Annotated in this window: 28 protein-coding genes, 2 tRNA genes and 1 pseudogene; 13 read left to right on the top strand and 18 right to left on the bottom strand. The window is 62.1% G+C overall.

What is annotated here, in order from left to right; translation table 11 throughout:
• The 4 genes and pseudogenes from AC0L3D_RS23605 to AC0L3D_RS23590 form a co-directional block, all read left to right on the top strand.
• Positions 1–222: pseudogene (locus tag AC0L3D_RS23605) on the top strand (hypothetical protein); the annotation flags it as partial.
• A complete protein-coding gene (locus AC0L3D_RS23600; protein WP_473627661.1) occupies positions 219–2,327 on the top strand; it encodes a molybdopterin-containing oxidoreductase family protein in 2,109 nt (702 codons plus the stop codon). The pseudogene AC0L3D_RS23605 and the gene AC0L3D_RS23600, both read left to right, overlap by 4 nt.
• Positions 2,328–2,383: 56 nt before the next feature.
• Complete coding sequence (locus tag AC0L3D_RS23595; protein ID WP_023800651.1) at positions 2,384–3,082, top strand: DUF2270 domain-containing protein; 699 nt, start codon at positions 2,384–2,386, stop codon at positions 3,080–3,082.
• Between the two features lie 357 nt (positions 3,083–3,439).
• Complete coding sequence (locus tag AC0L3D_RS23590) at positions 3,440–3,709, top strand: DUF680 domain-containing protein (protein WP_473627657.1); 270 nt, start codon at positions 3,440–3,442, stop codon at positions 3,707–3,709.
• Between the two features lie 73 nt (positions 3,710–3,782).
• On the opposite strand, the gene AC0L3D_RS23585 is transcribed toward AC0L3D_RS23590, so the two are convergent.
• From AC0L3D_RS23585 to purM, 6 genes are read right to left on the bottom strand one after another with little or no spacing between them, the layout of a single operon-like run.
• Entirely contained in the window at positions 3,783–4,298 is a 516-nt protein-coding gene (locus AC0L3D_RS23585) for a SixA phosphatase family protein (protein WP_128169219.1), read from the bottom strand.
• Positions 4,295–4,633 carry a hypothetical protein gene (locus tag AC0L3D_RS23580; RefSeq protein ID WP_473627656.1) on the bottom strand — a complete coding sequence of 113 codons (339 nt, stop codon included), beginning with the start codon at positions 4,631–4,633 and terminating at the stop codon, positions 4,295–4,297. Before AC0L3D_RS23580 ends, AC0L3D_RS23585 begins: the two co-directional genes overlap by 4 nt.
• A gap of 17 nt (positions 4,634–4,650) precedes the next feature.
• The gene (locus tag AC0L3D_RS23575; RefSeq protein WP_473627655.1) at positions 4,651–4,812 is read right to left on the bottom strand and encodes a type II toxin-antitoxin system RelE/ParE family toxin; all 162 of its coding nucleotides are present in this window, start codon (positions 4,810–4,812) and stop codon (positions 4,651–4,653) included.
• Positions 4,813–4,820: 8 nt separating this feature from the next.
• Positions 4,821–5,108, bottom strand: coding sequence for a type II toxin-antitoxin system ParD family antitoxin (locus tag AC0L3D_RS23570; RefSeq protein ID WP_023800646.1), 288 nt, complete (start codon positions 5,106–5,108; stop codon positions 4,821–4,823).
• Positions 5,109–5,168: 60 nt separating this feature from the next.
• Positions 5,169–5,879 carry a phosphoribosylglycinamide formyltransferase gene (gene purN / locus AC0L3D_RS23565; RefSeq protein WP_473627653.1) on the bottom strand — a complete coding sequence of 237 codons (711 nt, stop codon included), beginning with the start codon at positions 5,877–5,879 and terminating at the stop codon, positions 5,169–5,171.
• Positions 5,876–6,940, bottom strand: coding sequence for a phosphoribosylformylglycinamidine cyclo-ligase (purM, locus tag AC0L3D_RS23560; RefSeq protein WP_027152620.1), 1,065 nt, complete (start codon positions 6,938–6,940; stop codon positions 5,876–5,878). The genes purN and purM overlap by 4 nt, the downstream gene beginning before the upstream one ends.
• Before the next feature lie 258 nt (positions 6,941–7,198).
• On the opposite strand from purM, the gene AC0L3D_RS23555 reads away from it, so the two are divergent.
• From AC0L3D_RS23555 to hdaA, 3 genes are read left to right on the top strand one after another with little or no spacing between them, the layout of a single operon-like run.
• Entirely contained in the window at positions 7,199–7,756 is a 558-nt protein-coding gene (locus AC0L3D_RS23555) for a CDP-alcohol phosphatidyltransferase family protein (RefSeq protein WP_473627737.1), read from the top strand.
• Positions 7,728–8,927 carry an AI-2E family transporter gene (locus tag AC0L3D_RS23550; RefSeq protein ID WP_473627651.1) on the top strand — a complete coding sequence of 400 codons (1,200 nt, stop codon included), beginning with the start codon at positions 7,728–7,730 and terminating at the stop codon, positions 8,925–8,927. The genes AC0L3D_RS23555 and AC0L3D_RS23550 overlap by 29 nt, the downstream gene beginning before the upstream one ends.
• Positions 8,928–8,932: 5 nt before the next feature.
• On the top strand, positions 8,933–9,637 hold the full coding sequence (gene hdaA, locus AC0L3D_RS23545; RefSeq protein WP_023800641.1) for a DnaA regulatory inactivator HdaA: 705 nt from the start codon (positions 8,933–8,935) through the stop codon (positions 9,635–9,637).
• A gap of 381 nt (positions 9,638–10,018) precedes the next feature.
• Here hdaA and AC0L3D_RS23540 read toward each other — a convergent pair whose 3' ends face one another.
• Complete coding sequence (locus AC0L3D_RS23540; protein ID WP_473645968.1) at positions 10,019–11,020, bottom strand: GlxA family transcriptional regulator; 1,002 nt, start codon at positions 11,018–11,020, stop codon at positions 10,019–10,021.
• A 128-nt stretch (positions 11,021–11,148) separates the two neighbouring features.
• Here AC0L3D_RS23540 and AC0L3D_RS23535 point away from each other — a divergent pair, with 128 nt between their 5' ends.
• Entirely contained in the window at positions 11,149–11,976 is an 828-nt protein-coding gene (locus AC0L3D_RS23535) for an alpha/beta fold hydrolase (RefSeq protein WP_287341773.1), read from the top strand.
• 132 nt (positions 11,977–12,108) lie between these two features.
• Here the strand turns inward: AC0L3D_RS23535 and AC0L3D_RS23530 are convergent.
• A tRNA-Pro gene (locus AC0L3D_RS23530) sits at positions 12,109–12,185 on the bottom strand.
• 375 nt (positions 12,186–12,560) lie between these two features.
• Here AC0L3D_RS23530 and AC0L3D_RS23525 point away from each other — a divergent pair.
• Positions 12,561–12,866, top strand: a complete 306-nt coding sequence (locus tag AC0L3D_RS23525; protein WP_027152615.1) for an ETC complex I subunit — start codon at positions 12,561–12,563, stop codon at positions 12,864–12,866.
• A 61-nt stretch (positions 12,867–12,927) separates the two neighbouring features.
• Positions 12,928–13,004: transfer RNA gene (locus tag AC0L3D_RS23520), tRNA-Arg, on the top strand.
• Positions 13,005–13,065: 61 nt separating this feature from the next.
• Here AC0L3D_RS23520 and AC0L3D_RS23515 read toward each other — a convergent pair.
• The 9 genes from AC0L3D_RS23515 to AC0L3D_RS23475 all read right to left on the bottom strand — a co-directional run bounded on the left by AC0L3D_RS23515 (position 13,066) and on the right by AC0L3D_RS23475 (position 18,034).
• Positions 13,066–14,100: a tyrosine-type recombinase/integrase gene (locus tag AC0L3D_RS23515; RefSeq protein ID WP_473645967.1), complete on the bottom strand. Its 1,035-nt coding sequence runs from the start codon at positions 14,098–14,100 to the stop codon at positions 13,066–13,068.
• Positions 14,101–14,337: 237 nt separating this feature from the next.
• On the bottom strand, positions 14,338–15,009 hold the full coding sequence (locus tag AC0L3D_RS23510; protein WP_473645966.1) for a Lar family restriction alleviation protein: 672 nt from the start codon (positions 15,007–15,009) through the stop codon (positions 14,338–14,340).
• A gap of 181 nt (positions 15,010–15,190) precedes the next feature.
• Positions 15,191–15,583 carry an HNH endonuclease signature motif containing protein gene (locus tag AC0L3D_RS23505; RefSeq protein WP_473645964.1) on the bottom strand — a complete coding sequence of 131 codons (393 nt, stop codon included), beginning with the start codon at positions 15,581–15,583 and terminating at the stop codon, positions 15,191–15,193.
• Complete coding sequence (locus tag AC0L3D_RS23500; RefSeq protein WP_473645963.1) at positions 15,583–15,762, bottom strand: hypothetical protein; 180 nt, start codon at positions 15,760–15,762, stop codon at positions 15,583–15,585. Before AC0L3D_RS23500 ends, AC0L3D_RS23505 begins: the two co-directional genes overlap by 1 nt.
• Positions 15,759–16,028: a hypothetical protein gene (locus AC0L3D_RS23495; RefSeq protein WP_473645962.1), complete on the bottom strand. Its 270-nt coding sequence runs from the start codon at positions 16,026–16,028 to the stop codon at positions 15,759–15,761. Before AC0L3D_RS23495 ends, AC0L3D_RS23500 begins: the two co-directional genes overlap by 4 nt.
• Entirely contained in the window at positions 16,025–16,795 is a 771-nt protein-coding gene (locus AC0L3D_RS23490) for a hypothetical protein (RefSeq protein WP_473645960.1), read from the bottom strand. The genes AC0L3D_RS23495 and AC0L3D_RS23490 overlap by 4 nt, the downstream gene beginning before the upstream one ends.
• Entirely contained in the window at positions 16,792–17,184 is a 393-nt protein-coding gene (locus tag AC0L3D_RS23485) for a recombination protein NinB (protein ID WP_473645959.1), read from the bottom strand. Before AC0L3D_RS23485 ends, AC0L3D_RS23490 begins: the two co-directional genes overlap by 4 nt.
• 2 nt (positions 17,185–17,186) lie before the next feature.
• The gene (locus AC0L3D_RS23480; protein WP_473645957.1) at positions 17,187–17,861 is read right to left on the bottom strand and encodes an ERF family protein; all 675 of its coding nucleotides are present in this window, start codon (positions 17,859–17,861) and stop codon (positions 17,187–17,189) included.
• Positions 17,858–18,034 carry a hypothetical protein gene (locus AC0L3D_RS23475; RefSeq protein ID WP_473645956.1) on the bottom strand — a complete coding sequence of 59 codons (177 nt, stop codon included), beginning with the start codon at positions 18,032–18,034 and terminating at the stop codon, positions 17,858–17,860. The genes AC0L3D_RS23480 and AC0L3D_RS23475 overlap by 4 nt, the downstream gene beginning before the upstream one ends.
• Positions 18,035–18,175: 141 nt before the next feature.
• On the opposite strand from AC0L3D_RS23475, the gene AC0L3D_RS23470 reads away from it, so the two are divergent.
• Positions 18,176–18,793: a hypothetical protein gene (locus tag AC0L3D_RS23470; protein WP_473645954.1), complete on the top strand. Its 618-nt coding sequence runs from the start codon at positions 18,176–18,178 to the stop codon at positions 18,791–18,793.
• A gap of 123 nt (positions 18,794–18,916) precedes the next feature.
• On the opposite strand, the gene AC0L3D_RS23465 is transcribed toward AC0L3D_RS23470, so the two are convergent.
• Positions 18,917–19,216: a hypothetical protein gene (locus AC0L3D_RS23465; RefSeq protein WP_473645952.1), complete on the bottom strand. Its 300-nt coding sequence runs from the start codon at positions 19,214–19,216 to the stop codon at positions 18,917–18,919.
• 108 nt (positions 19,217–19,324) lie between these two features.
• On the opposite strand from AC0L3D_RS23465, the gene AC0L3D_RS23460 reads away from it, so the two are divergent.
• A complete protein-coding gene (locus AC0L3D_RS23460; RefSeq protein WP_473645950.1) occupies positions 19,325–19,969 on the top strand; it encodes a hypothetical protein in 645 nt (214 codons plus the stop codon).
• A 4-nt stretch (positions 19,970–19,973) separates the two neighbouring features.
• Positions 19,974–20,924, top strand: coding sequence for a hypothetical protein (locus tag AC0L3D_RS23455; protein WP_473645949.1), 951 nt, complete (start codon positions 19,974–19,976; stop codon positions 20,922–20,924).
• Positions 20,925–20,939: the final 15 nt, after the last annotated feature.

Below are 20,939 nucleotides of genomic sequence, written 5' to 3'. Positions count from 1 at the left end.
GCGCGACCCCCCCACTCGGGGGGGCCGAGCCCCGCCCGGGCTGTGGGGTCCGTCTCCCCTCCCCCCCCCCCCTACAACCCCCCCCCCAACCCCCCCCGCCCCCCCCCCCCCGCGACCCCCTCTGTCGCCTTCGGCGACATCTCCCCCTCAAGGGGGGAGATAGGCGCTTGCGCGATCTGGCCCTACACGCCGTGTCCGGAACCCGCTAATCTCGCCCCATGAATCAGCACGCCAAGCTCAGGATCGGCCATTCGGCCTGTCCGCATGATTGCCCGTCGACCTGCGCGCTCGAGGTCGAGCTGCTCGACAGCAAGCGCATCGGCCGCGTCCATGGCGCCAAGGCCAACAGCTACACGGCTGGCGTCATCTGCGCCAAGGTCGCCCGTTATGCCGACCGCGTCCATCATCCCGACCGCTTGCTGAAGCCGCTGATCCGGGCGGGCGCCAAGGGTGAGGGCCTTTGGAAGGACGCGACCTGGGAGGCCGCACTCGACCTGGTCGCCGAAAAATTCATCGCGGCCGAGGCAAGATATGGCTCGGAGACGGTCTGGCCCTATTACTATGCCGGCACGATGGGGCTGGTGCAGCGCGACGGCATCGAGCGGTTGCGCCATGCGAAAAAATACTCCGGCTTTTTCGGTTCGATCTGCACCAATCTGGCCTGGACCGGCTGGATGATGGGGGCCGGCGCGCTGCGCGGTCCCGACCCGCGCGAGATGGCCAAGTCCGACTGCGTGGTGGTCTGGGGCACCAATGCCGTGGTCACCCAGGTCAACGTCATGACCCACGCGATCAAGGCGCGCAAGGAGCGCGGCGCCAAGATCGTCGTCATCGACGTCTACGAGAACGCGACGATGAAGCAGGCCGATCTCGGCCTGGTGCTGAAGCCCGGCACCGACGGTGCGCTGGCCTGCGCGGTGATGCATGTGCTGTTCCGTGACGGCATGGCCGACCGTGCCTATTTGGCAAAATACACCGACGATCCGCACGGTCTGGAAGCGCATCTTCAGACGAGGACGCCGCAATGGGCGGCTGATATCACCGGGCTTTCCGTCGATGAGATCGAGGCCTTCGCCCGTCTCGTCGGCACGACCAAGAAAACCTATTTCCGCCTCGGCTACGGTTTTTCGCGGCAGCGCAACGGCTCGGTCAACATGCATGCCGCCGCCTCGATCGCCGCGGTCACCGGCTGCTGGCAATATGAGGGCGGCGGCGCCTTCCATTCCAATTCGGGCATCTTCAAGCTGAACCAGGAACTGCTGGAAGGCACGCGGATGCGCGACCCGGCGATCCGCCATCTCGACCATTCGCGCATCGGCCCGGTGCTGACCGGCGCTGAGGATGCGCTCTATGGCGGCCCGCCGGTGACGGCGCTGCTGATCCAAAACACCAATCCGGTTAATGTCGCGCCGGAGCAGCGGCTGGTGAAGCAGGGTTTTCTGCGCGACGACCTGTTTTCCTGCGTGCACGAGCAGTTCATGACCGACACCGCAAAACTCGGAGATGTCGTGCTGCCGGCGACGATGTTTCTAGAGCATGACGATGTCTACAAGGGCGGCGGCAATCAGCACATCACGCTCGGGCCGAAGCTGATCGACCCGCCGGAAGGGCCGCGCAGCAACCATTTCGTCATCGAGGAACTCGGCAAAAGGCTCGGTGTTGGCGACAGGCCTGGCTTCGGCATGACCGAGCAGCAGCATATCGACATCATTTTAGGCAAGCGCGGGCTGGGCAGTTTTTCGAGCCTCAAGGAACAAAAGTGGCTCGATTTGCAGCCGGCTTTCGAAGCGGCGCATTTTATCGACGGCTTCGGCCACGCGGACGGAAAATTCCGCTTTCGCGCCGACTGGACCGGGCAGGCGGCGCCCAACCGGCCGCCGAAAAGCATGGGCCTGTTCGGGCCGGTGGCAAGCCTGCCGGAATTTCCCGACCACGTCGATCTGATCGAGGCGGCGGATGCTGCGCATCCGTTCCGGCTGGCCACCTCGCCGGCGCGCAATTTCCTCAACTCGACTTTTTCCGAGACGCCGGTGTCGATGGCCAAGGAGGGCCGGCCGGAACTGCTTTTGCATCCGGACGATGCGGCAGCCTATGGGCTGGCCAATGGCGACCGCGTCGAGATCGGCAACGCGCGCGGCGAAGTTGTGCTGCACGCAAGATTGTTCGACGGCCTCAAGCGCGGTGTCGTGGTGGCCGAAGGCATCTGGCCCAACAGCGCCCACGAGCGCGGCGAGGGCATCAACGTCCTGACCGGCGCCGACGCGCCGGCGCCCTATGGCGGTGCGGCGTTCCACGACAACAAGGTGTGGCTGCGCCCGGCAAAGTGAAGCGTCGGAACGATATGCCCAACCAGCCGTTTTTGCGTGGCGGTGGAGACATGGTGATGGCAGAAGCGTTGGCAGCGCCGGCCCCCGTTGGAAGGACGCTTTCGCCCGGCGAACTCGTGACCACGATGGCGCATTTTCATCGCGCCGAGATTCTGCGCATGACGGGGTGGCGCGACCGCCTGGACCGGACGAGCAATTGGGCGATAACGGTCGTCGCGGCAATGTTGTCCATCTCGCTTTCGACGGCCAGCGCGCATCACGGCGTACTGCTTTTTGCCATGCTGCTTGTCCTGTTGCTGCTGTGGATAGAAGCGCGGCGATATCGCTTCTTCGACGTTTACCGGGCCCGAGTGCGCCAGTTCGAACGGCACTATTTCGCGCAGATATTCTCGCCGCAGCCGGACTTCGCGTCCGATTGGCTGTTGGTCGTCGGCGAAAGTCTGCGCACTCCAAAATTCCTCATTTCGCAACGAGCGGCGTTGGCGCGCCGTCTGCGTCGAAACTACATCCACATGCTGCTGATCCTGCTGTTGGCCTGGATCCTGAAACTGTCGACCCCCAGTCTTCTAACCGAAGGTGTCCGCATCGACTTCGTCAGTTCGGTGCGCGAGGCGGTTGCCGGCGCTGCTCTGGGGCCCATTCCCGGCCTGGTCATCGTCGTGCTGGTCGCCGCCTTCTATGCCGGCCTGCTGGTCACGGCGTTCCTGACCGCCAGCGACGACGGCGAGCTCTCCTTTGGCGACGTGCACGTCTAGGGCGGCAGCGCAAAACCGGTAGATCTGCGATTTCAGCTGTGCAGGGAATCGAACCGATCGGTTCGTTTTTGTTGACGCATTGTGCAAGAGCAAGTGAACGTCGGCTCAGCGAATGGCCGGGCCACGCGGCAGAAATATTCGCCTAACGCATTGAGAAGCAAGTCAAAGATTGTGGCGCAGGAAGCCTTTGGCGGATTTCAAGCACCCGGTTCAGGGCGTAGCCGGAACATCTTTGTGATTGGAAATTGCTGCAGGGCCAGCCCACCTCGGGGTGGTCCGAGCGACGCGAAATCCTCCCAAGGCACGCCACCAGACGGACAACAACACTGAAAGTATGAAAGTACTGGAGTACCTGAAATGACCAAGATTGCTCTCACCGCTGCCGCCATCCTCATTGCCGCAGGCAGCGCCTTTGCCGGCAGCGACCACTATGGTTCGGACGGCGCCAATCAGCCGGCCGCGCCTGTTGGCAATGCGGCTGTTGGAAATATCGACAACACGTTCACGGGCTCGATCCGCAAGCCGTTTACGCCGGAGCACAATACCGTCAATACCAACGCGACGACCCAGCCCGGCACGACTGAACCGGGCGTGCCTCAGTCCGGCCGGGGCAACTGGGGCCGCTAAATCCTCAAGCTGCGGAACGCAAAGAGCGGCGGGCTTGGCCCGCCGTTCTTGCTTATCAAGTCACAGCTCTCGTTTAGCGCAGATCCTTCGGCCAAACGCAGTGCGTCAGCCGCGCGTCACCGAGGGCCAGCCGTGCCCAGTCACCGTCGAAAACGAAGCGGGCAAGAGCCGCTGTCGGGAATTTTTCTTCAAGCTTTTTGAGTGCCGCGGCATCCGACCCGGCGCCGGCAAGTCGGCGCGCGAATTCCTCCAGGCCGGGATTATGGCCCAGCACCAAGAGGCTGATTGTTGCCGCATTTGCCTGCCGGACCTTGGCGAGAACGTCTGCCGCGCTGGCCTCGTAGAGCGCCTGGACGAATTTGGCCGGCGTTTTCGCGGGCAGTTCCGCCGAGACCAGCCGCCATGTGTCGCGGCTGCGCAGCGCCGGCGATACCAGCGCCAGATCGGGCAGCCAGCCCTGGCTGGCCAGTTCGCGACCGACCAGCGGGGCGGCCTTCAGCCCGCGCCCGGAAAGCGGCCGGTCGAAGTCGATGAGGTCAGGATCGTCCCAGCTCGACTTGGCGTGACGCAGAACAAGGAGTTGCTTCATGAGTTCAATTTAAGACCAAGGAATGTCGGGCTGAAAGTCTTTCCCATATCCGCCGCCATGTTTTGTGCCCATGGCGGTATCAAGGTCGCCCAAAGCGCACCAAACAAACCTACGCGCCGTTCATCCCTATCCCACCTGACCGAAATGTCTGCTTCAGCAATGGCCCAATCGCCCGATCGAATGTGAATTGCATCGATGACAGAACCTGTTCGCCCGTCCTCGATTCGATACAGATAGAAGTATGCCGTGGCATTGGTTGGATCGTCCGCCTCATCATACTCGAAGGCACCGGCCAGATCACCTTTTGCCCGCATAGCGCAGTGGAAGAGATCCATTTGCCTGTCTGCATCTGTCAAAATAACGTTGAGACTTCGCGTGCGCCATGCACCACGCGCACGATCTCGACGCGCTGTTCGGCCAGGCGATAAAGCACGAGATAATTGCCGATCGTCAATACTCGCACTTCGGCACCGATGGGTTTTTGGCGCCGGATTCCGGGCCGTGCTGCGGACAATGAGGACGTCAGCCATTCCGCTGTTTTTTGCTGGCGTCGCTGAACCGGCTGTGCGCCTTCAGTTTGATGTCCTCGATGTCGAAAGGCGCGAACGGGCCGCTCCCCAGCCCTTCCGTCCAGGCTTTCCGCAGCCGTTCCGCTTCCGCCTCGCGCAAGGGCTGGCGAAGACGCCATTCGCGGAGCGCCTCGCGGATCACTTCGCTTGCCGAACCGTATTGCCCGCTGGCCACCGCGCCCTTGACCATGTCCAGCAGTTCCGGCGAAAGCGCCACGCTGACCTTTTCGACTGTCGCCATCAACCTGTCTCCTTGCCAACATGGTAGCAACATTTGCTACCATGTTGGCAAGGATGGTTCTCAGGGAGTGATGCGCGCCAGATGCTCGAGGTCGGTCTCCTCGCGCAGCGGATCGGGCGCCATGATCACGGAGGTGCTGTTGTCGGCATCGTCGGCGAAGTGGGCAAGCACGGTGCGGCCGCCTTCCATCCGCGCCTTGCCTTCGGCGACCAGCCCGAGCGCCAGCGGATAAAGCCGGTGCTCTGCCTTCAGCACGCGCGCGGCGAGCATGTCCTCATTGTCGCCGACCATCACCGGCACGGCGGCCTGGGCGATGATCGGGCCGTCATCCATGTCGAGCGTGACGAAATGCACCGTGCAGCCATGGATGCGCATGCCCGCGCGCAACGCGCGCGCATGCGTATCCAGCCCCTTGAAGGCGGGCAGCAGGGCAGGGTGGATATTGATCATCCGGCCCAGCCATTTCTCGACGAAGCGCGCGCCGAGAATGCGCATAAAACCGGCCAGCGTCACGATCTCGGCGCCGAACGAGACAAGTGCGGCGTCAATCGCCCCGTCATGCGCTTCCTTGCTGCTATAGTCGGCCCGCGAAATCACCTTGGTGGCGATGCCGCGCGCCGCCGCGATGCCGAGACCGGCGGCATTGGCCCGGTCGGAAATGACGCCGACGATCTCAGCCGGATAACCCGGATAGGTGGCCGCGGCGATCAGCGCCGTCATGTTGGAGCCGCGTCCCGAAATCAGCACCACGGTGCGTTTGCGCATGCTCATAGGCCGATCGCGCCCCGATAGATCACCCCGGCGTCGCGACGCGGCACGATGCGGCCGATCGGCGTCACCGTCTCGCCGGCCTCCTGCAGCACGGCCGCAACCTGTGCCGCCTGGCCGGAGGCGACGGCGAGGATCATGCCGACGCCGCAGTTGAAGGTGCGCATCATCTCGTCGGGCGCCACGCCGCCGGTCTTGGCCAGCCATGAGAACACCGCCGGCACTTCGATGGCGTCGAGGTCGAGCTCGGCCGAAAAATCCTTCGGCAGGACGCGCGGGATGTTTTCCGGGAAACCGCCGCCGGTGATATGGGCCAGCGCCTTGATGCCATGCGTGTTACGGATCGCCTTGAGGATCGACTTGACGTAGATGCGGGTCGGCTCGAGCAGCGCCTCGGCCAGCGTGGCTTCATCGTTGAAGGGCGCTGGATCGGTCCACGCAAGGCCGCTGGTGGCGACGATGCGGCGGACCAGCGAAAAGCCATTTGAATGCACGCCCGACGAGGCCAGCCCCAACAGCACGTCGCCCTCGACGATATCGTCGGTCGGCAGCAACTGGCCGCGTTCGGCCGCGCCCACGGCAAAGCCGGCGAGGTCGTAGTCGTTGCCGTGATACATGCCGGGCATTTCCGCCGTCTCGCCGCCGATCAGCGCGCATCCGGCCTGCCGGCAGCCCTCGGCGATGCCGCCGACGATCGCCGCACCGTGGTCGGGGTCGAGCTTGCCGGTGGCGAAATAGTCGAGGAAGAACAATGGCTCGGCGCCCTGCACGACGATGTCGTTGACGCACATGGCGACGAGGTCGATGCCGATCGTGTCGTGCTTGCCCGCATCGATGGCGATCTTCAGCTTGGTGCCGACGCCGTCATTGGCGGCGACCAGCACCGGGTCGGTGAAGCCGGCCGCCTTGAGGTCGAACAGGCCGCCAAAGCCGCCGATCTCGCCGTCGGCGCCCGGCCGGCGCGTCGCGCGCACCAGCGGCTTGATCTTCTCGACCATGAGGTTGCCGGCATCGATGTCGACACCCGCTTCGGCATAGGTGAGCCCGTTCTTGCGCTTGCTCATCACTCTTTCCTGCTTTCCGGGGCTCTTCGCATGAACGGCTGCGCCTCGCAAGGATAACGGCTGGCTCAGGCATTTTCGGCATCACAAAATCGTGGACAGAGGCCCCGGGCAAATCTCCAACATTGGCGATGGCGAAGGCTTTGAAGACAGCCAATCTCTCCCCACGAGCGGAGATTGGCAGCATCTGCGTCGCTCTGACTTGCCGTAGCCTCTCATCTCTATCATGTATCATCAAAACAGAAGCGACGGGACATGCGTTTGACCATCCCCAACATGATCACGATCATGCGTTTCGTGCTGGTGCCGGGCGTGGTACTTGCCATGCTGCAGGGGCGCTGGGACTGGGCTTTCGCCGGCTTCCTGATCGCCGGCGTTTCCGACGGCGTCGACGGCTTCATCGCCCGCCATTTCAACCAGTTTTCGCAGCTTGGCGCCTATCTCGATCCGATGGCCGACAAATTGCTGCTGGTCTCGGTGTTCGTGGTGCTGGGCTTCATCGGTGAATTGCCGCTGTGGCTGGTCGTCACCATGGTGTCGCGCGATGCGCTGATCGTCTGTGCCGTCGTTTTGTCCACCGTCATGGCCCACCCGGTCGAGATGAAGCCGCTGTTCGTGTCGAAGGCCAACACCGCCGTCCAGATCGGGCTGGCGGCGGTGGTGCTGGGCGAACTGGCCCTCGCCATCGATCTCGATCCGCTCAGGCCGGTGCTCATATTGCTGTCCGGGGTCTTGACCGTGGCTTCGGCCGCGGCCTATCTCGTGGCTTGGCTGAGGCATATGAGCGGCTATGGCGAAGGCTCCAAACCGGATACCTGACCAGAACATCGACGCGGCAGCCGAAGCTGCCGCTGCCGATGCGGCCGCGTCTGGCGTGTTTCGGCGCCAAATCCGCTTCTGGCTGATCAGCGCCATCATCCTCGCGATCTTCCTCTATGTCTTCAGCGGCATCCTGCTGCCGTTCGTCGCCGGCATGGTGCTCGCCTACTTCCTCGACCCGGTCGCCGACCGGCTGCAGCGGCTCGGCCTGTCCAGGCTGATGGCGACGATTGTCATCCTGTTTGCCTTCATCGTCGTTCTGGTGCTGGCCTTCGTCATCCTCATTCCGGTGCTGGCTTCGCAGATGGCCGATTTTGCCAGCAAGCTGCCGGAATACCTGACCCGGCTGCAGAGCCTGATCACCAGCTTCGATCCGAGATGGCTGGAAGAGCAATTCGGCGTCGACGCCAATGGCCTGCGCGAAGGGTTGAACTCGCTGCTGACCTCCGGCTTCGGCCTGCTGACCACGGTGTTCACCTCGATCTGGAGTTCCGGCGTGGCGCTGGTCTCGGTGGTCAGCCTGTTCGTCGTCACGCCCGTCGTCGCCTTCTACATGCTGCTCGACTGGGATCGCATGGTGACGATTGTCGACAGCTGGGTGCCGCGCGATTATGTCCAGACCGTCAGGGCGATCGCCAACGACATCAACACCGCCACCGCCGGCTTTGTGCGCGGCCAGGGCACGCTGTGCCTGGTGCTGGGCGCCATGTACGCCACCGGGCTGACCTTGACCGGCCTGAATTTCGGCATCCTCATCGGGCTGTTCGCCGGGCTGATCTCCTTTATTCCCTATGTCGGCTCGCTGACCGGGCTGGTGCTGGCCGTCGGCGTCGCCTTCGTCCAGTTCTGGCCGGACTGGACCATGGTCGCGGCGGTGGCCGGCGTGTTCTTCGTCGGCCAGTTCATCGAGGGCAACATCCTGCAGCCGAGGCTGGTCGGAAAAAGCGTCGGCCTGCATCCGGTGTGGCTGATGTTTTCGCTGTTTGCCTTCGGCGCGCTGTTCGGCTTCGTCGGCCTGCTGATCGCCGTGCCGGCCTCGGCCGCCGTTGCCGTCCTGGTGCGCTTTGCCATCGCCCGCTATCTCGAGTCGCCGCTCTACAAGGGCCACAACACCGAACCTATGCCGCCGCTGCCGGCGCGTCGCCGCGGGAGCGGTGGGCCGCGCAGTTGAGCCAGATGCCGGACAACAAGATCGACCCGCCGCGCCAGTTGCCGCTCGATCTCGGCCACGGAACCGGCTATTCGCGCGACGAACTCGTCGTCTCAGGCACCAACAGCCAGGCGGTGGCGCTGGTCGATCGGTGGCCGGACTGGCCGTCGCCGGTGGTCGTGCTCGCCGGCCCCGCAGGCTGTGGAAAAACCCATCTGGCGTCGATCTGGCGCGCCCGCGCCGGCGCAGTGAAGGTCGACGCCGGGCGGATCGGCGACTGCATGGCGAGCCTCGGCGCGCGGCCGGCCCTGATCGACGATGTCGATGCCGGTCCGGTCGATGAAGAGGGGCTGTTCCATCTGATCAACGCGGTGCGCGCGGCCGGCTCGACCTTGCTCTTGACCGCGCGGCGCTTTCCGTCCGCCTGGGGTGTCAGGCTCCCCGACCTCGCATCGCGGCTGAAGGCGGCGGCGATGGTCGAGATCCACGAGCCCGACGATCTCTTGCTGGCCGGTGTCATCACCAAACTGTTCGCCGACCGCCAGGTAGAAGTCGAGCCGCACGTCGTGCAATATCTGGTGCGCCGCATCGAGCGCTCGCTGGCCACCGCGATGCGCGTGGTCGAGCGGCTCGACCGCACGGCACTGGAACGCAAGACGCCGATCACAAGGGCGCTCGCCGCCGAAACCGTCAGCGCCATGGATGAGGGGCAGGGCGAGTTCGAGATTTAGGCCGTGGGAGAACTTCCCTTCTCCTCTTATTGTGGGAGAAAGTGGCCGAGCGAAGCTCGGTCGGATGAGGGTGTTCCAGCTTGGCGAACACCCCCGTCCAAATCGGGCGCACTGCGACAGGATCGCCAGCGCCTCATTTCTTCCAGCACCCCTCATCCGGCTCGGCGCGGCGCGCCGATCCACCTTCTATTACAAGGAGAGAAGGAAAAAGCTCCGGTCGGTGTCCCATTTCGGGAAACATTGACTGGCATCTCTCTTGCACATGCAAGCTTGCCGGCTAACACCGGTCCTGATGCGTATCAAATCAGGTTGTAGGCTCGCCGGGAGATGAGGCGGTTGGGGTTCTCTTCCCGGCGAGCTTGCCTTCAACGAGATGATAACTCAACTCCCTACGCCCACCACCGCCGCTCGTTCCGCGCCGAAGCGCCTGCGGTAGTCGCCCGGCGCCAGGCCGGTTATCCTGGCGAACACTTTGCGGAAGGAGCCGGGATCGTCATAGCCGACATCCCAGGCGATCTGGTCGATGGATCGGGTCGTCGCTTGCAGCATCTCACGCGCCTTGCCGACGCGCAGGTGCTGGCAATACTCGGTCGGCTTGAGGCCGGTGGCGTTGCGAAAGCGGCGCAAAAAAGTCCGCTCCTCCAAGGCCGCATGCTCCGCCATGGTGGCAAGCGTCACGTCGCGCGCGCCTCTCGTCTGGAGCCAGTGCTGCACCTTGAGGATGGCCTCGTCGCCATGGTTCAGCCTGGGAGCAAAGGGGCTGTAGAAGCGTTGCTCGCGTCCCGGCGGGTCGACCAGCATGAAACGGGCGGTGTCCATCATGACGGTCGGCCCAAGCACCCTGTCGACGAGTTTCAGGCCAAGGTCGGTCCAGGCCATATAGCCGCCGGCGGTGATGATGTCGCCGTCGTCGATGACCAGCTTGTCGGCATCCAGTGCGATGTCGGGAAAGCGTATCGCCAGCGCGTCGCGATAGGCCCAGTGCGTGGTCGCCGCACGACCCGATAGCAGACCGGCCTCGGCAAGCACGAAGGCGCCGGCGCAGACCGAGCCGAGCGTCGCGCCGGCAGCGTGGCGGGCCCTGAGCCAGTCGGCATAGGGCGCGGCCGCCTCGCGAGCGATCGGATCGCCCAGGGTCGGAGGCAAGATGACCATGGCAGGTCCATTGTCGGGGCCGGGCTCGCTGTCGAAGCTGCGGATGACGGTTTGGCTCGCTTCCTGCCACTGCCAATGGCTGACGCGAAGCCTCAGCGCGTCCGGCGACCGGTCGGCAGCCAGCCGGTTGGCCAACTGGAACAGGTCGGTCAGACCGAGAACTGCCGCCTGCTGAACGCCGGGATACACAACAAGCCCGATTTCGACCCGATCACGCCCCGCACGCATCTGTCAGTTTTGCCACGTTCAATGTCTGTTTTGCCAATACTCACCATGACTCCGTTGCAATAGCTTGTCCACAGAAGGAACGAACCTTCCCCCCACCAATCCAGCCAACTGCAGCAAGGAGCACGACGATGAGCACATTCACCACCCAGGACGGCACCGAGATTTTCTACAAGGATTGGGGCACAGGCCAGCCAATCGTGTTCCATCACGGCTGGCCTCTGAGCGCCGACGACTGGGACAACCAGATGCTGTTCTTCCTCGACAAGGGCTATCGCGTCATCGCGCATGACCGGCGCGGGCACGGCCGCTCGACACAGACCGCGACCGGCAACGAGATGGACACCTATGCCGCCGACGTCGCGGCTCTGGTCGCGCATCTTGATCTCAAGAACGCCGTCCATATCGGCCATTCGACCGGCGGTGGCGAGGTGGCGCGTTACGTGGCCCGCTACGGTGGCGAAGGACGCGTCGCCAAGGCGGTGCTGATCGGCGCGGTGCCGCCGATCATGCTCAAGACCGACAGCAACCCCGGCGGCCTGCCGATCGAGGTCTTCGACGGCTTCCGTGCCGCTTTGGTCGCCAACCGCGCCCAGTTCTACAGGGATGTGCCGGCCGGCCCGTTCTATGGCTTCAATCGCGAGGGCGCCAAGGTTTCGCAAGGGGCCGTCGACAATTGGTGGCGCCAGGGCATGATGGGCGGAGCCAAGGCCCACTACGACTGCATCGAGGTTTTTTCCGAGACCGACTTCACGGAAGACCTGACGAAGATCGACGTGCCCGTCCTGATCATGCACGGCGATGATGACCAGATCGTGCCGATTGCCGACTCAGCCCTGCTTGCCGCCGAGTTGGTGAGGCACGGCACGCTCAAGGTCTACAAGGGCCTGCCGCACGGCATGTGCACCACCCACCCGGAGATCATCAATCCGGATCTCCTGGCGTTCATCCAGGGCTGACGCTTCGCAAGCTTCAGGCGGGCACCCCGGGAAGTCCGGGCTGCCCGTTGGTCGCTTGGGTGCTTCGTCAGTCGCAGATGCTGTCCGGCGCAGGTGCGCCGGCAGCACGGCCGGTGATTTCCGGTGAATGGATGGTCGGAGTGGAGAGATTCGAACTCCCGACCCTCTGGTCCCAAACCAGATGCGCTACCAGGCTGCGCTACACTCCGAGTCCTTGGCGGCGTATAGGGTTACGGGCTTGGCTGCGCAACCCCTAAAAGACGAAAACGCAACAAACGGCAGGCCCGGGTCGAGAGCGGAGTCGGAAATGCCGGCCGGCGCAACGGTTTCGCGGCAGCGCCACCTCAGGCACCCAGGTTGCTGTCCAGCGGCACGCTGCCGTTAACCCGGATAAAACGTCCCCGCCGGGAAGAAAACGCCCGGCGCGATCTCGGTCGTCCTGTCCACGGCCGTCACCTCGCGCGATCATCGTCGGTGGCCCGCCGTGAAGGGGTACGGCAGGCTCGGCCTTGCCGCCGGCAGCATTGCGCAGTAATGACGGGAATACAGCGGCGGTGCCGCTTGCACGTAGCAACGAGGTGTTCATGTCCGCGCGCATTTTCAGCCCAGCCAAAACCGCGATGCAGTCCGGCAAGGCCAAGACCGGCCACTGGGTGCTGGAATTCGATCCCGAGATGCGCAAGAAAATCGATCCGCTGATGGGCTACACCACGTCCGGTGACATGCGGAGCCAGATCAGGCTCACCTTCGACACAAGGGAAGAGGCGGTGGCCTATGCGGAGAAAGAGGGGCTGGCCTATCGCGTCGAGGAGCCGAAGGAATCCAAGCGCCGCCAGATTTCCTATGCGGAGAATTTCCGCTATGACCGCAGGACGCCCTGGACGCATTGACCGGCAAATGCCGGGCAGCCGTCCCAGCGCATAAATTAGCCGGCCCTTGGCGTCGGCCAGCGGTCCCGTAGCTCAGCTGGATAGAGCACCGGCCTTCTAAGCCGATGGTCACAGGTTCGAATCCTGTCGGGATCGCCAATAAATTCAAGTGGTTAGCCTAACATAAGGGCGAGCCGGTTTACAGCAAAAATCGTGCGGTTTACACATCTGTTCGCTTTTTGCCCCGCTCCATCTTCAGGATAACGGCGTCATTCGTCTCCTGATCGTGTGCAAGATAATGCGCATCGAGGACGCGGGTTATTTCCTTCATGCTGTGGCCGGAAGCGGCCGATATCTGTTCCAGGGTTGCCCCATGCCGTCGCGCAACCGTGATGAACGTGCCGCGCAAGTCGTGGAATGTGACGCCGGCAATCCCCAGCTTTGCCTTGCGCATCTCCTTGCCCCAGCTCGTCTTAAAACCATCGCTCGTCCACGGCTCTCCTGACAGATTGGTGAGGATCGTACCCTCGGTGCGCTTCATGCCGTCGAGCATCGTCTTCAGATCCGAATAGACGAGAATCGCCACGCGCTTCCCAGTCTTCGATTGCTTCAGGCGGATATGCGTACCGTCATAGGCCATCCATGTGAGGCGCAGGAGGTCGCCCTGTCTCTGCCCAGTCCACAGCGCCAGCATCATGGCCTGCATGACCCGCTCTGAGGCCAGCCCCTTCACCTTGGCGATTTGCTCGGGCGTCCAGATGATGTCGGCCCGTTCCCCGCCACTGTAGAGGCGGCCGCCCTTGTCGCAGGGGTTTCGGGTAATCTTCTCGCCGTCAACGGCCCAAGAGAAGACGCGGCGCAGCACGGCCCATGCCCTATCCGCCTTGCGTGGGTTTGCGGCCATCGTGTCGCGCCAGTCCTTGAACAGTCCGCGCGGACCCTTCTCGTTCAACGCTGCAACCGGCATCGTGCCGAATTCCTCGCGGATCATGTCAAAGAACGGCGCATAGTCGCGCTTCGAGGCGTTGGACAGCTTTGCGAATTCGGGTGAGGACTTGTAGCCGACGACAAGGCCCGCGAGCGTGTCGTCCTCCGGAAGTTTCTTGGTAAGCCGGCCGAATTCTGCTACAAATTCAGGGGTGCCATGCTTCGATTTGAGGCGCGGGCCGCCGCGCCAAGCATAGTAGTAGGTGCGAATAGAACCGTCCGCCAAGGGCTTCTTGACGGTGTGAAGTCCGCTAAGCACGACGCGCATCCTTGGAACCCTTCCAGCGCTCGAAAGCCGAAAGGTTAGAATAGTCCTCGTTTTTATCCAAGGATGACAACCACTCATCGAGGCGCTGTCGAAGGTATCTGTGGCCTCGTGTGGATTGCGTGAAGGGAATCGGCTTGACCGGACAAACCTCTTTGAAAACTTCCGGCGATAGGCCACAATATGCGGCCGCCGAATGCAGCGGAAGCGCAGCCGGCCAAAATGGCACGGTTTCTCGCGTCACTCTGCCCTCCTAGATGCAAGGGAACGGGCGGCGCGGCGAAAATCGCTTGCGTCAACTAAAGGTGCGTCGAAACTGTTGGTCTTCGCCCTAACGATGTATTCCACAGAGTTGCCGGTGATCGCGCTCCCGACCTTCGCAAACGGCTCCAACGCCGCTTCGAGTTCCGTGCAGCGCGCTCCGAGCGTTGCATTGGCGATCGCAAACTTGATCGACCCATCCCGCAGTTGAGCTATTTCAGCTTCAAGGGCGGCCATATCCGGCCATGCCTGGGTGGCAGGGACTTCTGCCCAAATATGATTGTCAAAAACAGGAGCGTTATCAGCCCATCCCGTCATTGCTTCATCAAGCTGTTTTGGGTGGTATTCGCACACCCATGCAAGAGCGGCCCCTTTGTCGGGGAAATGCAGTTGTTTCACGACGTACTGCAGTCCGTGCTTACGTGCGCGTTTCCAGTACTGTGGACGCGAAGCCACCGCCACAGCAGGAACAGGCTGTGATGCGAGAGCGCGGCGGTTCCACGCTGCAATGGAGCGTTCCCTGCTGCGGTCATCCGACGTAGCCGAACAGCCTTCGCAGCGGACGTAGTGACAACCGGGCGCACCACTCATGATTTGCGCTGGCCCATAGCAAAACGGGCATGGCTTCAGATCCTCAGTCGGGTCGGTCATGGCGCTGCCTCCCACGTTTCAGGATGATCGATCGTCATGGTATGCGAGCAGCACTTTGGCCAGCCGGAGCGCAGGCATTCAGCGCTGTCGACTTTCTCCTCTCGGCGACATGTGCGGCACCAGACCTTCCCGCGCTGCAATGACGGGTGGCTCTGGGAGAGTTCTTGGTAGTCGAGCGGCTTCATGCGCTGGTCCTCGCGGTGTAAAGCGACCTACGGGCCGGCATAGCCTTCGGTGCTGGCTTCTCGGGTTTGGGTGGGCTGGGTATCTTGACTTTGATCTTGGTCTTCATGCCCATGAGCGACTGCGCGACCGTCTTCGCCGCGGTCGGCGTGTCATGCTTGGCCGTCTTGTAACGATGGCACTTGATGCAAACGGCAGCGCAGTTTTCGAGGCTGTTATCCTTGGAATTGGCGTCGAGAATGATATGGTCGTATTCAACGCCATAGGCGAGATCAGCGGCGCAGCGCCGGCCAGCATCTAGGCCATACCAGGCACCAACAGCCTCGCAGCGCATGTCGGAGCGCTTCAGGGCAGCCTTGCGCACCTTGCCGGTGAACTCGCGGCGAGCCATCAGTTCGCATCCTCGGCCAACTCGCGAGCAAGCTCCTCGGCCAGCTCATGTTCTTCGCTGGCTCTCCTCTCCATTTCTAGTAGATATGCGCGGCCGAGTTCGAGATGAACGCGGGCGAATGCATCGGGACGCTCTGGGATCTTGCGCCAGTAAGCGCTGACAGGGCGAAGTCGGGTCATTGACGCCACTCCCATCCGTCACATCCACCGCCGACACGCCAATTGGCATAGATCGGGCGATAATATTGCGGACACCCAAGAGTGCGGAGAAGCCAAGGCGTCTGCTTCCAGTCTTGTGAACCGCGAAGTTTTTCAACGTGCGCTTTGGCTTCATCAACGGTGTCATGGCCCACGTATTCAGCCACGGCTCTTTGCTCATCGCACATACATGAGTAGTCAACGATGGTCCGGCAGATCGGGCATGTGAAAATTAAGGCACCGGTCATGCTGCTTCTCCAAGGTCCATCTCTGCGATGTGGCAGAGGAAATCGCAGGACGGCTGGATTGGGCTCGTTGTCGGCTGGTTCGCCGGGATCTCATCAATGAAAATCCGCTCATCGTTGATGCGGCTAAGGCGCACGTCCAGTTCCCGCGACAGCTTCGCCATGCGCTCGAAATCGGCTGGATAGGACTTCCTGACGAGCGCCCAATAGTCGGGGCTGGTGGCCTTCACACACGTCTTGCAGTTATTGTTTTGAAAGCCCAGTAAGTAGGGGGCGGGGAGTTCGATTCCTGCGCTTTGCACCATCGCCAGCACCGCGCTCTTGGTCAGCCCCGCGTCGATCAGCGGCGTTAGGATGGTTAGTTCAGGGTAGTTCTCCCGAAGCTGCTTTGCGCGCTTCATATCTGGACCATCCGCCGTATAACCGAACACATGGATATCGGTCGGGCGCTGGAAGGCGAGGCGCGGTTTGACCTTCAATTCGATCGTGCAGCGAGCGCCGTTGATCCCGGCAAGCCATCTGGTCTTTTCCCAAACGTCCCAGGTGTCGGCGTATTCGTCGGATTTAAGGCGAATGACCGACTGGCCAAACCAGTCTTCGCAATTCTCCATGAACCGCCTGCTGTCTTCGTGCTCTTGACCTGTCTCGCAATAGGCGATCCAGACATTCCCCGACAGATTACCGGGTCGTGGACCGTGCTCTTTGAGCGTGAGTTTTGTCGCAACCGCGCTGGCGGCACCGCAGGAGAACCAACAAACGATCCGGCTCATGCTGCTTCTCCATAAGCCGGGTCAGTCCAACGAACGCCGTGGCGCGTGCCGTACTCGGTCACGAATTCCATCAGATCCGACATTTCCGCCTTGGTCAGGCGCGATGAGCGGAAACCGACCGGGAACGGCTTTCCGTCAAGCCCATGCTCGAACTGCACCGCATGGCCGCAGGCGTGCATGAAGAGGTTCTTCCAAACCTCCGGCGTGTGCATCCGGCCATCAGGCTTGGCGCGGCTGACGTCCGACAGCATGGCCCAGAGACGGGCGTTCTGGTCCAGCGAACGCGATGCTTCCTTGATGGTGACAACTGCATCGGCCGGCGCGCGATCGAGGAGGGCCTTGGCGAAATCGCGCTGGGACTGTCCTCGAAGGATTACGGTCTGGGCCATCGCTATTCTCCTGCCTGCAGCGTTTCAGCCTTCATCAAGGCGTCTTCCTGAAGATCAAATTCGTTCTTGAGAGCGCCAAGCCACGCCGCCGGCCAGCCGTTATCCTTGGCCTTCACGCGGTAGTCGGCACGGAGTTTCGCCAGCGCAACCGTTGAATGACAGTCTGCGAAGTCATTGCGCAGTTCGCTCTCCAGCCGCTCCCATGCGCCATCGCGCTTTAGGGAGGCGCTGGACGCAGGCTTGATGGGCGGGCCGGTGACGGTGTTCGGCGTGCCTGCCTGGCGCTCCATTGCCGCTTCACCGTCATCATCGGTCGGTGGCAGCCCAAGCATGGCCATGAGGGAGTAGCGGCAGCCGTAGGTAATGGCAGAGCCGACGCCTTGCGGATCGCGCTTGCCGAGCGGCACATGCAGCGTGGCCTTCATCCACTCGCCAGACGAATGGACCAGCATCGTGGTCACTTCCACAGATCCATCGACCACCAGGCCGGGAGCCTGGACGAAGGCGATTCCAGCCTCTTGCAGAGCCGGCCGCGCGGTGTCGATGACGTTTTCCAGCGTCGCGTAGCTGCTACGGAAATGCGGGTTCTTGGCGTTCTTGTGGACGCCGCTGATAGCGCCCTGGACCTTGATAATGCCGGCGGTCAAGGCTACGATTTGTTCGCTTGTTTCGATCACTGCTGTAACTCCCAAATGTACCGGCGCCAGTAGAACCGGGCGTTGTTGACGAGGCGGGCGACTTCGTTGGTGTTGCCGTATTCCTTGGCGTCACGCGCGGCGCCGGCAAACTTGGCGGCCAAACCGCCAAGGGCCGCGCCTATTCCAACCTGGCGCAAGAGCTTCGCGGCCATCTCAAGGATTTGGTTCCAGAATATGGGCAGGCACTCGAAACCGCCGCCGATCCAATTCGCCGATCCAAGGCCGTTGAGCTAGGTTCAAAGCTGTTTTCGCCGGCCACGACGCGCGACCAGGTTGACGAAGCCGTTCGAGGCATGACGCAGGCCGAAAAGGACGCGGTAGCGCAGGGCGTTCGCTCGCGCCTCGATGACGCCATGGCGAACGTTACGCGCACTGTTCAGGACGGCGATACGCCGGCCCGGGAAGCGATAAAGGCGATAAAAGACCTGTCCAGCCGCGCCAACCGCGAAAAGCTGGAAGCCGTGATTGGCAAGCAAAAGGCCGATGCTCTGTTCTCCGAGGTAGACAGGGCCGCGACCTCTTTCGATCTCAGGGCATCCGTAGCCGAAAACAGCAAGACGTATGCTCGGGATGCGACTGACAAGCGCATTTCGCAGATGACGCAGCCGGGTCCAGTTGGAACACTGGCGCAGGGAAAGCCGCTCAATGCTCTGCAGCGCATTGCACAGACTTTGACGGGGCAAACCCCGGAGAAGATCACGGCGAAACAGGATGCTGTCTATTCGCAGCTAGCGGAGATTCTGACCCGCGGCGGTGCGCAGGCGCAGCCCGTTTTCGATGCGATCCAAGGACTTGGGAAAACTGATGCGGCAACAAAGCTCATGAGCGATCGGATTGTTCGCGCGCTTTCCGGGCCGCGTCTCGCTTATCCGACCACCATCCAAATGCAAGACAGGCTGCGCAGCCGGTAGTGCATATTGCCAGAAACGGCAAAAGCGGCATGTTCTCTGAGAGTGTCCAGAGATAGCGCGCCAGAAACGAACAAAAGATGGTCGCGACGACCGTTCCAAAGATGCCGGCGGCGAGAGGGCTGTTCATCCCATGCAGCCATAGTTGTGCATTTGATCGTAGATGACCGCCTTCTGCCAGTCAGACAAATAACGATTGCCTAGCGCTTGGCCGGCATATAGGCAATATTCTCGTCTAGTGTATTTCTCGCCTCGCCAGCATTGAGCCATCTCTTGAGTCGATGCTCCCCAGTCATGGGTGCAAGCTTTTAGGCGCTCTGCACTGTTTATTTTCGACGTGAGCTTGATCTCGGCCGATGGTGCATCGGTTTCGCCGGGGTTCGATTGGCATCCGACAAGCAGAAGAACGACGAGGATATGGCGCATCGGCGGAATATGCCTATTCGCTCTCGGTTCCGCAAGGTAGCCAAATCACTATAGTTTTCGTGTTTAGCCCCTCCACAGTGCTCCTCACGATCAACGTGAGGCAACGCTGTGCTGCTTCCTGTAGCTCTCATTCCGAAGACGGCTGCAAGCTTTGCACCTGCGGCCGGCGCCTCCGCGCGTGATTTCGGTGTTTTCTGCCGTAAATTCATGGCCGCGTTGACAATGCGTGGCTGCCTTCCTCTTCCCAGAGGAGGCGAGGATCGCGCGCCTCATGCTTTCTCGGTGCTCTTCTGGGTCTCGGGTGGGTTCTTTCCCGAGCGCCTTCTCAAGGCTCAATCCTTTAGCCGCCCGAGCGACGATGGTGTCAGTCTTCAGGCCAGTTATGGCGGACAGAACAGACGCTTTGTATTCGACATCCTCGATGGTCACGAACCGCGTCCGACGCTGGTTGCGGTTCTGGACGATCTTCACGGCCCACTGGCAGTTGTCTGGCTCGTAGTTGCCGAATGTGTCGATGCGATCAATCGAGTGCTTGGCAGTCGGCTTCGGCCCCATATCGGCGACGAATGCAGCGAAGCTGTCCCATCGCGCGCATACGGTCACGCCTTTAGCGCCATAGAACTGAAAGAGCGGGTTGCGTGGATTGCGGCATCTCTGCCGCATGTTCACCCAAGTTTTGTAGAGCGGATGGGGGTTTTTGAAGGGCATTCCTTCACCTATCACGCCGTCGCCTCAAAAGCAATCGGAGATTAGGTAGATGCCAAGAAACGGCGCAGGTACATACGTTTTGCCGGGGACCTACGAAGCCATCTCGGGCGAAACCATTCTTGCCACGCAGCACAACGACCCGCTTGAGGATCTGGAGCAGGACGCCAATACTGTCAGGCCTATCGTTGCCGGCGGCACCGCCTCAGCAACGGCAATCGCTGCCAATGATGCGCTCAATACGACTTCCGTTAATCTCGCGTCATCCGCAACCGTTGATCTGTCCACCGCAACCGGAACCGTCGTCAACATCACCGGCACAACCACAATCACCGCACTTGGCACGGTGGCCTCCGGTGCAGAGCGTGTTCTGGTCTTCGCCGGCATCCTGACACTCACCCACAATGCCACCAGCCTGATCCTGCCTGGCGCCGCCAACATCACCACCGCGGCCGGCGACATTGCCACGATGCGCTCTAAGGGGTCCGGAAACTGGGTCTGCGTCAGCTACCAGCTGGCCAGCGGTATAGGAGGCTGGGCTCTGGCGACCAATCTGGAAACTCAGACCGGCACCGATGCAGATAGCGCCGTCACGCCGGCTGGGCTAACCTCTAAGGAAGCCACCGCGGCAAACTACCGGGCGAACCTCGCCGACCGCATCCTGACCACGGATATTGTTTGGTCGTCGGCGCTCGAAGTCACTTTGACCGATGCCGCGACAATCGCCCTTGACATGTCCACCTTCATCAATGCCGTGGTCAACCCAATCGGTGGCAATAGAACTCTTGGGAACCCGACCAACGAAAAGCCGGGGCAGACCGGGCGTATCCGAATCGTGCAGGACGGCACTGGATCGCGAACGCTTGCCTACGGCACGGATTGGGAATTTGAGGGAGGGGTCGCGCCAGTTCTGAGCACGGCGGCCGGAGCGGTGGACATTCTGTATTATGATGTCCTCGCCAGCAACAGCATCTTCGGCAGACTCGTCAAGGCGGTTGGCTAATGCTCCCGGGGATCG

The sequence above is a fragment of the Mesorhizobium sp. WSM4837 genome, from assembly GCF_055811435.1.
Note: the sequence above shows the minus strand (reverse complement) of the source record. Positions and strands in the feature narration are given on the sequence as shown.

Excerpts from the sequence above, each read along its gene's own strand:
- AC0L3D_RS23540 (WP_473645968.1), bottom strand. The coding sequence starts at position 11,020 with ATGCGTGCGGGGCGTGATCGGGTCGAAATCGGGCTTGTTGTGTATCCC.
- AC0L3D_RS23475 (WP_473645956.1), bottom strand. The coding sequence starts at position 18,034 with ATGGCCGCGAAGCTCTTGCGCCAGGTTGGAATAGGCGCGGCCCTTGGC.
- AC0L3D_RS23570 (WP_023800646.1), bottom strand. The coding sequence starts at position 5,108 with ATGGCGACAGTCGAAAAGGTCAGCGTGGCGCTTTCGCCGGAACTGCTG.
- AC0L3D_RS23455 (WP_473645949.1), top strand. The coding sequence starts at position 19,974 with ATGCCAAGAAACGGCGCAGGTACATACGTTTTGCCGGGGACCTACGAA.
- AC0L3D_RS23500 (WP_473645963.1), bottom strand. The coding sequence starts at position 15,762 with ATGACCCGACTTCGCCCTGTCAGCGCTTACTGGCGCAAGATCCCAGAG.
- AC0L3D_RS23590 (WP_473627657.1), top strand. The coding sequence starts at position 3,440 with ATGACCAAGATTGCTCTCACCGCTGCCGCCATCCTCATTGCCGCAGGC.
- AC0L3D_RS23525 (WP_027152615.1), top strand. The coding sequence starts at position 12,561 with ATGTCCGCGCGCATTTTCAGCCCAGCCAAAACCGCGATGCAGTCCGGC.
- AC0L3D_RS23495 (WP_473645962.1), bottom strand. The coding sequence starts at position 16,028 with ATGACCGGTGCCTTAATTTTCACATGCCCGATCTGCCGGACCATCGTT.
- AC0L3D_RS23510 (WP_473645966.1), bottom strand. The coding sequence starts at position 15,009 with ATGACCGACCCGACTGAGGATCTGAAGCCATGCCCGTTTTGCTATGGG.
- AC0L3D_RS23485 (WP_473645959.1), bottom strand. The coding sequence starts at position 17,184 with ATGGCCCAGACCGTAATCCTTCGAGGACAGTCCCAGCGCGATTTCGCC.
- AC0L3D_RS23585 (WP_128169219.1), bottom strand. The coding sequence starts at position 4,298 with ATGAAGCAACTCCTTGTTCTGCGTCACGCCAAGTCGAGCTGGGACGAT.
- AC0L3D_RS23505 (WP_473645964.1), bottom strand. The coding sequence starts at position 15,583 with ATGGCTCGCCGCGAGTTCACCGGCAAGGTGCGCAAGGCTGCCCTGAAG.
- AC0L3D_RS23595 (WP_023800651.1), top strand. The coding sequence starts at position 2,384 with ATGGCAGAAGCGTTGGCAGCGCCGGCCCCCGTTGGAAGGACGCTTTCG.
- AC0L3D_RS23465 (WP_473645952.1), bottom strand. The coding sequence starts at position 19,216 with ATGCGCCATATCCTCGTCGTTCTTCTGCTTGTCGGATGCCAATCGAAC.
- AC0L3D_RS23515 (WP_473645967.1), bottom strand. The coding sequence starts at position 14,100 with ATGCGCGTCGTGCTTAGCGGACTTCACACCGTCAAGAAGCCCTTGGCG.
- AC0L3D_RS23580 (WP_473627656.1), bottom strand. The coding sequence starts at position 4,633 with ATGGATCTCTTCCACTGCGCTATGCGGGCAAAAGGTGATCTGGCCGGT.
- purM (WP_027152620.1), bottom strand. The coding sequence starts at position 6,940 with ATGAGCAAGCGCAAGAACGGGCTCACCTATGCCGAAGCGGGTGTCGAC.
- AC0L3D_RS23535 (WP_287341773.1), top strand. The coding sequence starts at position 11,149 with ATGAGCACATTCACCACCCAGGACGGCACCGAGATTTTCTACAAGGAT.
- AC0L3D_RS23600 (WP_473627661.1), top strand. The coding sequence starts at position 219 with ATGAATCAGCACGCCAAGCTCAGGATCGGCCATTCGGCCTGTCCGCAT.
- AC0L3D_RS23490 (WP_473645960.1), bottom strand. The coding sequence starts at position 16,795 with ATGAGCCGGATCGTTTGTTGGTTCTCCTGCGGTGCCGCCAGCGCGGTT.
- AC0L3D_RS23470 (WP_473645954.1), top strand. The coding sequence starts at position 18,176 with ATGACGCAGGCCGAAAAGGACGCGGTAGCGCAGGGCGTTCGCTCGCGC.
- AC0L3D_RS23550 (WP_473627651.1), top strand. The coding sequence starts at position 7,728 with ATGGCGAAGGCTCCAAACCGGATACCTGACCAGAACATCGACGCGGCA.
- purN (WP_473627653.1), bottom strand. The coding sequence starts at position 5,879 with ATGAGCATGCGCAAACGCACCGTGGTGCTGATTTCGGGACGCGGCTCC.
- hdaA (WP_023800641.1), top strand. The coding sequence starts at position 8,933 with ATGCCGGACAACAAGATCGACCCGCCGCGCCAGTTGCCGCTCGATCTC.